At 55.0% G+C, this 9,389-nt stretch carries 9 protein-coding genes, 1 tRNA gene and 1 pseudogene; all 11 read left to right on the top strand.

Annotated features, from left to right (window positions below):
* Nucleotides 1–254 (top strand): annotated as a pseudogene (locus WMW72_RS34570) (polysaccharide biosynthesis protein); the annotation flags it as partial.
* A 55-nt stretch (nt 255–309) separates the two neighbouring features.
* A complete protein-coding gene (yabN, locus tag WMW72_RS34565; RefSeq protein ID WP_341420144.1) occupies nt 310–1,827 on the top strand; it encodes a bifunctional methyltransferase/pyrophosphohydrolase YabN in 1,518 nt (505 codons plus the stop codon).
* Between the two features lie 67 nt (nt 1,828–1,894).
* On the top strand, nt 1,895–2,167 hold the full coding sequence (locus WMW72_RS34560; protein ID WP_341420143.1) for an HU family DNA-binding protein: 273 nt from the start codon (nt 1,895–1,897) through the stop codon (nt 2,165–2,167).
* Nucleotides 2,167–2,445 carry an RNA-binding S4 domain-containing protein gene (locus WMW72_RS34555; RefSeq protein WP_341420142.1) on the top strand — a complete coding sequence of 93 codons (279 nt, stop codon included), beginning with the start codon at nt 2,167–2,169 and terminating at the stop codon, nt 2,443–2,445. The genes WMW72_RS34560 and WMW72_RS34555 overlap by 1 nt, the downstream gene beginning before the upstream one ends.
* Nucleotides 2,446–2,646: 201 nt before the next feature.
* Complete coding sequence (gene yabP, locus WMW72_RS34550; RefSeq protein WP_341420141.1) at nt 2,647–2,931, top strand: sporulation protein YabP; 285 nt, start codon at nt 2,647–2,649, stop codon at nt 2,929–2,931.
* Nucleotides 2,928–3,503, top strand: coding sequence for a spore cortex biosynthesis protein YabQ (gene yabQ / locus WMW72_RS34545; RefSeq protein WP_341420140.1), 576 nt, complete (start codon nt 2,928–2,930; stop codon nt 3,501–3,503). Before yabP ends, yabQ begins: the two co-directional genes overlap by 4 nt.
* A 24-nt stretch (nt 3,504–3,527) precedes the next feature.
* Nucleotides 3,528–3,857, top strand: a complete 330-nt coding sequence (locus WMW72_RS34540; RefSeq protein ID WP_341420139.1) for an FtsB family cell division protein — start codon at nt 3,528–3,530, stop codon at nt 3,855–3,857.
* A 114-nt stretch (nt 3,858–3,971) separates the two neighbouring features.
* The gene (locus WMW72_RS34535; RefSeq protein ID WP_341420138.1) at nt 3,972–4,478 is read left to right on the top strand and encodes a S1 domain-containing RNA-binding protein; all 507 of its coding nucleotides are present in this window, start codon (nt 3,972–3,974) and stop codon (nt 4,476–4,478) included.
* Between the two features lie 117 nt (nt 4,479–4,595).
* Nucleotides 4,596–4,669: transfer RNA gene (locus WMW72_RS34530), tRNA-Met, on the top strand.
* A gap of 470 nt (nt 4,670–5,139) precedes the next feature.
* Entirely contained in the window at nt 5,140–7,635 is a 2,496-nt protein-coding gene (gene spoIIE, locus WMW72_RS34525) for a stage II sporulation protein E (protein ID WP_341420137.1), read from the top strand.
* Between the two features lie 228 nt (nt 7,636–7,863).
* Nucleotides 7,864–9,234 (top strand): extracellular solute-binding protein, encoded by a 1,371-nt coding sequence (locus WMW72_RS34520; protein WP_341420136.1) that lies wholly within the window; start codon nt 7,864–7,866, stop codon nt 9,232–9,234.
* Nucleotides 9,235–9,389: the final 155 nt, after the last annotated feature.

Here is a 9,389-nt window from a genome sequence, read left to right as displayed (position 1 = left end):
GCATCGGGGCCATGACGGCCGGCCTGCTGGCCGTGACGCAAGGCGCTGCGCCGCTGCTTGCGCGGCTTCCGCTGGCCCTGCCCCCCCGGGGGCTGGCCGCGGTTACCGCGCTGAGCGGCGTCGCCGTGGGCGCGCTCGCGTATGCGCTCGCGCTGCTGGTTCTGCGCGTGATCACCGCGCAGGACCTAGAACTGGTACCGCAGCTGCGCGGCAAGCCGGTCACGCTGCTGCGGCGGCTAGGGCTGCTGCGGTAGCGGTGGCAGCGGAGCCCCGCGGGATGAATGAAGTTTAGAAGGAGGGATACCGGAGATGAGCGCTCAACCGCAAATTACCGTCATCGGTCTGGGGACCGGAGACGAAACCCAATTAACGCTGGGAGCTTGGCGCAAGCTGGAAGCGGCCGGAAACCGGGGAGGCGCGTTGTTTCTGCGCACCCGCGAGCATCCGGTCGTCTCGATGCTGGATCATCACAGCATCCGATATGAATCATTCGATGCGGTCTACGAAGCGAATGATCAATTTGAGAACGTCTATGAGACGATCGCGGACAGGCTGATTGCCAAGGCGCAGCAGTCCGAAGCAGGTGAGATTCTGTACGCCGTTCCCGGGCATCCGATGGTCGCCGAACGGACTGTGCAGCTGCTGCGCGAACGCTGTGCGGCCGAAGGCATTCTGCTGACGCTGCTCGGCGGCGAGAGCTTCCTGGATCAGGCCTTCCTGCGGCTGGGCTTCGACCCGATTGAGGGCTTCCAGCTGCTCGACGGCACGGCCTTGTCTGCCTATTCGCTCAATCCGCACTTGCATACGCTCATCGGACAGGTGTACGATACGTTCACGGCCTCGGATGTTAAGCTGACGCTGATGGAGCTGTACCCGGATGATTATCCGGTTACCGTGGGGCATGCGCTCGGCGTAGCCGGTGAAGAGAGAGTCCGCGAGGTGCCGCTGTACGAGCTGGACCGGGTCGAAGGCTTCGGGAACCTCTCGCTGGTCTGGGTGCCTCGCACCGAGAGCGAGAGCGTACGCAAGCGGACCTTCTCGCGGCTTCATGAGATTGTGGAGATTCTCCGCAGTCCCGAAGGCTGCCCGTGGGACCGGGAGCAGACGCATCAGTCGCTGCGCCGCAATCTGATCGAAGAAGCTTATGAGGTGCTGGAGACGATCGACGAGGACGACCCGGATCATCTGCGCGAGGAACTGGGTGATTTGCTGCTGCAGGTCATGCTGCATGCCCAGATCGAAGCGGACGAGGGCTCCTTCACCGTGTTCGATGTCATTGCTGAGCTCAATGAGAAGCTGATCCGCCGCCATCCGCATGTATTCGGTACACAGCAGGCGGAGGATGCGGACGAGGCGCTTAGCAATTGGCAGCAGATCAAGGAAGAGGAGAAGCGCCGCAAGGGCATCGATCCGGAGGAGCAACCGGTGCTGTCGGGAGTGCCGCGCGACTTGCCTGGACTACTGAAGGCCTACAAGCTGCAGAAGAAAGCCGCCGGTGTCGGCTTCGATTGGAAGACGCTCGAGGAGGTGCTTCCCGTTGTCGAATCTGAGCTGGAGGAAGTGAAGGATGCGATCCTGCATCTGGGCCGGGCCGAGCAGCAGGAGGAGCTCGGTGACCTGCTCTTTGCCGTCGTCAATCTGGCCCGTTTTCTGAAGGTAGAGCCCGAGGAGGCGATGGCAGACGCCAACCGCAAGTTCTCGCGCCGCTTCGGTTATATCGAGAAAAGCCTGCGGGAGCAAGGTAAGAAGTGGGAGTCCACCAGCTTGCAGGAGATGGAAGAGTTGTGGCAGGAAGCAAAAAAAGTTCTGAAAACTGAAGCAACCTAGCAGGATTTTCCTGAGAGGCAAAGAATATGTTAGTTCAGTGTCATTACCCAAGGAGGATATCTAACCCATGAATAAAACAGATCTCGTGAATAACATCGCTGAAAAAAGCGGATTGTCCAAAAAAGACGTGGAATCCGTACTCAACGGATTTTTAGGTGAAGTAACGGATGCGCTCGCCAGCGGCGAGAAAGTCCAATTGATTGGTTTCGGCACGTTCGAAACCCGTAAACGGTCTGGCCGTACGGGCCGCAACCCGCAAACCGGTAAAGAAATCTCGATTCCAGAATCGAACGTTCCTGCCTTCAAGGCCGGCAACAAGCTCAAAGACGCGGTGAAGTAATGCGTCTGGACAAGTTTTTGAAGCTTTCCCGGCTGATCAAGCGGCGTACGGTCGCCAAGGACGTGTCCGAGCAAGGACGGGTCTGGATCAACGGCCGGGAAGCCAAGCCCAGCAGCGCCGTTAAGGTAGGCGACGAGCTCGTGGTGCAGTTCGGCCAGAAGCTTGTCACCATCCGCGTAGAGCTCTTGTCCGAATCGACCCGCAAGGAAGATGCGGCTCAGATGTTCACGCTGTTGAAGGAAGAAAAGATCGTGCAGGAGACGGACTCCCTCTTCTAAGAGGGACGCCGCTCTCCTTCCTCATCCAAGAAGGGCAGTATTATCGCAGCATGCGATTGTACTGTCCTTGTTTCTTTCATGGCAGACCGGTGCGTACAGGTTCTAAACCTCGTCCTCCTCCCATATTTTGAATAGTAAGCAAGCTTGGACAGGACGGCCGGAGGCTGCCTGCGGCCAAGCGTTCAAAAGGGGGACGAACCCATGGTGGAGCAACCGGGCAAAACCAAGCGACAGGAAATCAAGATGCTCAATCGCAAGCTGCTGGAGGTTTCCGGTGTCTTGAACGTGGAGAGCTTCGACAGTGAGGAATTTCTGCTGGAGACCGATGCCGGTTATCTGATGATCAAGGGGCAGAATCTGCATATCAAAAACCTGAGCCTGGACCAGGGTCTGGTGGCGATCGAAGGCTTTGTGAACGAGCTGGCTTATCTTGACGGCAATGCCCAAGGCAAGTCCAAGGGGCTATGGGGCAAGCTGTTTAAGTGACGCTAAACGTACAGTTTCTTACGCTCGGCATGATGTGTGCGGGGGGCTTGTCGCTGGGCGGACTATTTGATGTGTACCGGGTGCTTGCTGGCCAGCTGAAGATGCCCGGATGGGTCAAGTCCGTGCTGGATCTCGTCTACTGGTTTGCCGGAACGCTGCTCGTGTTCGCCATGCTCTATGAGAGCAATTGGGGCGAGGTCAGGCCATTTATTTTCTTGGGACTGGGCATTGGAATTGTTTTATACTTTTTGCTGTTTAGCCGTCCGGTCATTTGGGTAATCAGATTTATCATTCGTGTTGTCGTCGGGACGGCACTGTTTATCCGGCGAATGGTCATACTGCTGATTATCAAGCCGGTGGTCGCACTTTACCGGGTCTTCGTGATCATTTTAGGATTTTTGCTGGCGACAGCTATGTTCCTGTATCGAATTGTGATACAATTATGCCATCCTGTGTGGAAATTGCTAGTGTGGCTCCTGAGGCCGCTTGGCAAGTGGATACGCTTCCCTATTCCCGTGTGGATGCAGAAAACCGGTCAAAGCGTCGCGAACCTTGTTCGCCGGTTCTTTTGATCGTTCTAGGAGGATTCGCCAAACATGCAGGCAGTCTCTAAAGCAACCGATCCGCAACTCCATAATAAAGGCTCCATGCGTCGGCGCCGACTGGTGATGCTGGTACTAATTTGCTTTCTGAGTTGGGCTGGTGTCACTCTCTGGAACCAAGTCGATAAGATCAATGACCGGAAAGAAAAGCTAAGCGCCCTCGAACTGAAACGTGCCGAGGCTCAGCGGGTACAGGATAGTGCGAACCGTGAGATTGCAAGGCTGGATGATCCTGAGTACGTGGAGCAGATCATCCGGAAGGAACTCCAATATGTGAAACCGGGAGAAACGCTGTTTTATTCCCCGCAGGGCGTCAGGAAATAGGCGGAACATATCTGTCAAGCTATGTTGACCGTAAGAATGCCGTGCGTTATAATCGGCGTAGCTTCGTTTTCTTTTAAGTTTGTCTAACTATTCAAGGGAGGATCAGTTTACTTTATGGCAATTGAAGTGGGCAGCAAGCTGCAAGGAAAGGTGACAGGCATTACTCACTTTGGGGCGTTCGTCGAGCTTTCCGAGGGAGTTACAGGACTCGTTCACATCTCGGAGATTGCAGACAATTATGTCAAGGATGTCAACGATCATCTCAAGCTAGCAGATGTCGTCACCGTGAAAGTGATTAATGTCGACAAAGACGGCAAAATCGGGTTATCGATCAAGCAATCTGTTGATCGTCCGGTAGATGCTGCTCCGGCAAGGCCCGCTCGGTTTGACAGGCAAGGTGACCGTCCCCCTGGCGGAGGATTTAATCGCGGTGACCGGCCCGGCGGCGGATTTGGTGGCGGCCGTGGAGATCGTGGTGGCCGTGGCGGTAAACCTCCCGCAGGCAAACCTACGTTCGAAGATAAGATGGCGCGTTTCCTGAAGGACAGCGAAGACCGGATCTCGTCGCTCAAGAAGAACACTGAGGGCAAACGGGGCGGCCGCGGTGCGCGTAGGGATTAAGGCTCGGAACTGCTTCTAAATATAAGAAATTCAAAGCTGTTCGCCGACCGGGCTCCGGGACGAACGGCTTTTTTGCTTGACAAGCACTATGGCTTGAGATATACTCATTTTTGTTGTGGCGGCGTAGCTCAGCTGGCTAGAGCGTACGGTTCATACCCGTAAGGTCGGGGGTTCGATCCCCTCTGCCGCTATATGTTGTGATAAGACCCTGTGTGCAGTGTTTGCTGCCTGCAGGGTCTTTTTAGTTTCGCGTGAAGGAGTCAGCCTTGCCGCTTCTTGATTCAGAGGAATGCCGCCAGTTGGCCAGACTTGTCATCCGGCAGCGGGGAATTTCGCCAGAAGCCTGACATAGCTCGTGCTGTTCAACCGAAGGACACTAGTTTTGTCGGTTCTTCTTGAGAGGAGCGGAGAATCGACAGGTATTCCGGTAAAGACCGCTGTTTCGAATCGAACAGGCCACGAACATGAGGTGACAAGCTGACTGTTCCAATTCATAGTAAGCGCTTACAACTTGGTGTACACCCTGTCTCTCCCCTATTTCGCGTGCGTCCTCAATTTGTCGGAAAAAACTTCGGTCTGCGAGACGCATTGTGACAAACTTTCCGAAAGACAGCTCGTATACTAAGAACCACTAATAGTGTATGGGTGGTGTAAAGAGATTATGCAAAAAAAGCAGGTTCTCAAACGCGTAAAGTTGGCCGGTTCCGATACGATGAGTAAAGTCGGGAATTCAATGAAAAACGTGGTTGTGGAAAACAGGCTGGTGCAGACTGTCGTCGCCAAGAAATGGACGATTCTGTTGCTGTTCATGGCATTTTTGCTGGGACGGGCCATGATCCTGGATCAGTTGGCGCCGTTTGGAGTCGCTTTTTTCGCCGTCATGTATTTTTTGCGGAGAGAGCTGCTGTTCTGGACCGGGGTGTTTCTGGCAGCCGGTAGCTTGTTCTCCTTCGAGCCGATGCATACGGGATATCTGCTCGCGGAGATGCTCGTGTTCCTGCTGCTGCAGAAGGGAGTTGAGCGCTTCCAGCGTTCGGATATCTCCTACGCTCCTGCGATGGTGTTTACCACCGTATTCTTCGTTCAGCTGTTCTCCCATCTGGTCACGACCCAGTTCAGCTGGTATACGCTCATGATGACCGGGGTAGAGGCGGTGCTCAGCCTCATCCTGACGCATATCTTCCTACAGGCGGTGCCGGTCTTTACCTTAACCCGCAAAAATTATAGCCTCAAAAATGAAGAAGTGATCTGCCTGATCATCCTGCTGGCTTCGGTCATGACAGGGACGGTTGGCTGGACGGTCGGTTCGCTTACCATCGAGCATGTGCTGTCCCGATATCTGATTCTGCTGTTCGCGCTGGTCGGCGGCGCTCCGCTCGGAGCCTCGGTCGGCGTCATCACGGGACTGATCCTCAGTCTGGCTAACTCCAGTGCCATCTATCAGATGAGCCTGCTCGCGTTCGCCGGCATGCTGGCCGGATTGCTCAAGGAGGGCAACCGGATGGCGGTAGCCTTCGGGATGCTGCTGGGCTCTTCCATCCTATCCGTCTACCTGGGGAATCAGGCGGATATCATGAGCTCGACCTGGGAATCGGTGGCAGCTGTGGCCTTGTTCCTCCTTACCCCCGGTGCCGTGATTCAAACCTTGGCCAAGTATGTGCCGGGGACGCAGGAGAACTTGAAGTCGCAACATGATTATGCGCGGCGTGTCCGCGATGTGACGGCCCAGCGGGTGGAGCAGTTCTCCGAGGTGTTCCGGCAGCTGTCGCGCAGCTTCAAGCAGATCACCGTGGATACTGAGCCGCTCCGCAAGGACGAGGAGGTCGGGCACTTCATGAATGCCGTGGCGGAGAAGTCCTGCGCAACCTGCTGGAAACGAACTCAGTGCTGGGATGAGCGCTTTTATCAAACCTACAAATATATGACCGATATGATGACGGAGGTGGAGCTCCGGGACACGATCACCCGTAAGGACATCCTGCCGGAATGGAAGCGGCTGTGTGTGAAGCCTGATCAGGTGCTGGATATTATGGTGCAGCAGTATCATATCTATAAGAATGACCAGCATTGGAAGAAGCAGATCTGGGACAGCCGGCAATTGGTCGCCGAGCAGCTCTCCGGCGTTTCCCAGGTCATGGAGGATCTCGCTAAGGAAATCAAGCGGGAGGGCCAGGAGCTGTTCATGCAGGAGGAGCAGATTCGCAGTGCGCTGGAGGAGCTGGGCTTGTCCATTCACAGCATCGATATCATCAGCCTGGACGAGGGCAATGTGGAGATTGAGATTATTCATCAATATACCCGCGGCTTTGATGAATGCCGTAAGATCATTGCTCCGCTGCTGTCGGAGATCCTGGGCGAGCATATCGCCGTGAAGAACGAGCTGGCCTTGGAGCGCAAGGAGGGCTACAGCACGGTGCTGTTTGGCTCGGCCAAGGCATACGAGGTGGAGACGGGAATCGCTGGAGCGGCCAAGGGAGGGGACTTGCTGTCTGGAGATAGCTTCAGCACCATTGAGCTGGGTAATGGAAAGTTCGCCGTGGCCCTCAGCGATGGGATGGGCAACGGCGAACGCGCTCGGGCCGAGAGCAGTGCGGCCTTATCGATTCTCCAGCAATTGCTCCAGTCGGGGATGGATGAGAAGCTGGCTATCAAGTCGGTGAATTCCGTGCTGATGCTTCGCTCCTCTGACGAGATATTCGCCACGGTCGATGTCGCTTTGATCGATCTGTACAACGCGAACACGACATTTATGAAAATTGGCTCGACGCCAAGCTTTATCAAGCGAGGTCATGAGGTGTTCCCGGTGACGGCCAATAATCTGCCTGTGGGCATCTTACATGAAATTGATGTCGATCTGGTCACGGTGCCGCTGAAGCACGGCGATATTCTGATTATGATGACGGACGGCATCTATGACGCGCCTGGTCACGCCGTAAACAAGGAGCTGTGGATGAAACGGATGATCACCGAGATCGATTCGGATCATCCGCAGGATTTCGCTGACGTGCTGCTTGAGAGGGTCGTCCGGTATCACCATGGGGATATCTATGACGACATGACCGTAGTCGTCGCACGGATCGACAAGTTTCAGCCGGAGTGGGCCACCTTCCGCACACCGGGAATCGACAGGATCGAGCGTCCGCGGACGGTGAGCTGATGTAGCATTAAGTCAGGGTTGTGCAGGCTTGTTAGCGGTGTCCGTCCGGGGACACCGCTTTTTTTGTGGCTAGCGTGATTAAGTCAGGGGCATTTCAAGCTATGAGTAGAGGATTTTATCCCTGTTTTTCATGGAATCTCTACCTGTGGGAATTTCCGGTTGGACCTTATACTTGATTACAGGTGAGACACACACACCACATTACATTTATTTTAGGGGGTAATAGGAATGAAGAAAGGCGTAATGAAGTTTACGGCAGTGGCTGTCCTGCTGTCGACAGCTCTTGCAGGTTGCGGCGGCGGAACGACACCGAATAATGCGAGCGAACCCAAGACAGAAACCCCGAAGGCCGAAACTCCTAAAACAGAGACTCCTAAAGCAGAAAACTTTGCGATTACGCTCCGTCACATCAATGTACGCGATACGGCTAAAAACACGCTGGCGCTGCTCGAAAAAGTGGTAGCCAAGACGAAAACGGATGTTCCCGGACTGGATGTCAAGCTGGACGGCGTCGAGGATACGGTTAACCGTGATGTCAAGCTGAAGGCTGAGATGGCTGCAGGCAAGCCGCCGCAAATCTTCAACCTGTTCGGCGGCGCGGACACAGCCAACTATGCCAAGGCCGGACATCTTCTCCCGCTGAACGATATTTTGAAGGAATTGGGTTTGGATGACAAGTTCATGGATCTTCGCGAATTTACGGTAGACGGCAAGATCTACGGTCTGCCGGAAGCGGGCTATGTCGAAGGCTTCTTCTACAATACGAAGCTGTTCGCCGATGCCGGCGTATCGGCTGCACCTACGACATGGGATGAGTTCCTCAAGGCTTGTGAAGCTCTGAAAGCGAAGGGCATCGTGCCAATCGCGCTCGGCGGCGGAGCTGGCGACGGCTGGGCCATCAACATGCTCGGCAATGCGCTGTTCGTCGCGTTCGCAGGTCCCGAATCTCAGGAAGGCTTTGCAAAGGGTTCGACCAAGTGGACGGATGCCGGTGTGGTCGAAGGTTTTAAGAAGCTGAAGGAATTGAAGGATAAAGGCTATATCGACACGAACGTGCTCGGCCTGAAGTATCCGGAAGGTCAAGCGAAGTTCTACACCGGTCAGGCGGGCATGCTGTTTGACGGAACATGGGCGGCTAATGCGATCCTGGATAAAGAAAAATCCAAGGTTCATGAAACGGTAGGCTTCTTCACCGTTCCTACAGTCGGCGGCAAGGGTGACGGCTATATCAATGGCGGCTGGTCCAATGGCTACGGCTTCTCCGCTCATCTGAACGATAACGAGAAGAAGGCCGTCAAAGCATTCATTAAGAACTTCTACACAGCGGAAAACCAAGCAGACGCGTTGGGTAAAGACAGAAGAATCCCAGCTATGAAGGGTGTTCCGACTCCAGCTGATTCCCACCCTCTGATGAAATCGATCGGGGAAGCTCAAGCCAAAGCGAAGGGGGCATTCCCAGCCTTCGATGCACTCGTTCAACCGAAGGTTAAGGTTACGCTGGAGCAGTCCGCTCAAGAGCTGCTGGGCGGCCAAGTCACGGCTGAGAAGCTGGCCGAGAAGCTGCAGAAGGTACAGGAAGAAGCTAACGCAGGCAAATAATCGCAGTTACACCGCGGGGCGCCGCCGCAAGACGGCGTCCCGATTTACTCGCTGGAGGTATGGCACATTTACTCACCGCTAGGGAATCCGGCGGATAGCAGTCCCTCCCTCCATTCCGGTTTACCGGAATATATCCGTGAATGAGATTGCAACTG

Source organism: Paenibacillus filicis (assembly GCF_038070315.1).
In the GTDB taxonomy this organism is placed as follows: domain Bacteria; phylum Bacillota; class Bacilli; order Paenibacillales; family NBRC-103111; genus Paenibacillus_G; species Paenibacillus_G filicis.
Note: the sequence above shows the minus strand (reverse complement) of the source record. Positions and strands in the feature narration are given on the sequence as shown.

Coding starts and splice junctions, on each gene's coding strand:
- yabN (WP_341420144.1), top strand. CDS start 310: ATGAGCGCTCAACCGCAAATTACCGTCATCGGTCTGGGGACCGGAGAC.
- WMW72_RS34560 (WP_341420143.1), top strand. CDS start 1,895: ATGAATAAAACAGATCTCGTGAATAACATCGCTGAAAAAAGCGGATTG.
- WMW72_RS34555 (WP_341420142.1), top strand. CDS start 2,167: ATGCGTCTGGACAAGTTTTTGAAGCTTTCCCGGCTGATCAAGCGGCGT.
- yabP (WP_341420141.1), top strand. CDS start 2,647: ATGGTGGAGCAACCGGGCAAAACCAAGCGACAGGAAATCAAGATGCTC.
- WMW72_RS34540 (WP_341420139.1), top strand. CDS start 3,528: ATGCAGGCAGTCTCTAAAGCAACCGATCCGCAACTCCATAATAAAGGC.
- WMW72_RS34535 (WP_341420138.1), top strand. CDS start 3,972: ATGGCAATTGAAGTGGGCAGCAAGCTGCAAGGAAAGGTGACAGGCATT.
- spoIIE (WP_341420137.1), top strand. CDS start 5,140: ATGCAAAAAAAGCAGGTTCTCAAACGCGTAAAGTTGGCCGGTTCCGAT.
- WMW72_RS34520 (WP_341420136.1), top strand. CDS start 7,864: ATGAAGAAAGGCGTAATGAAGTTTACGGCAGTGGCTGTCCTGCTGTCG.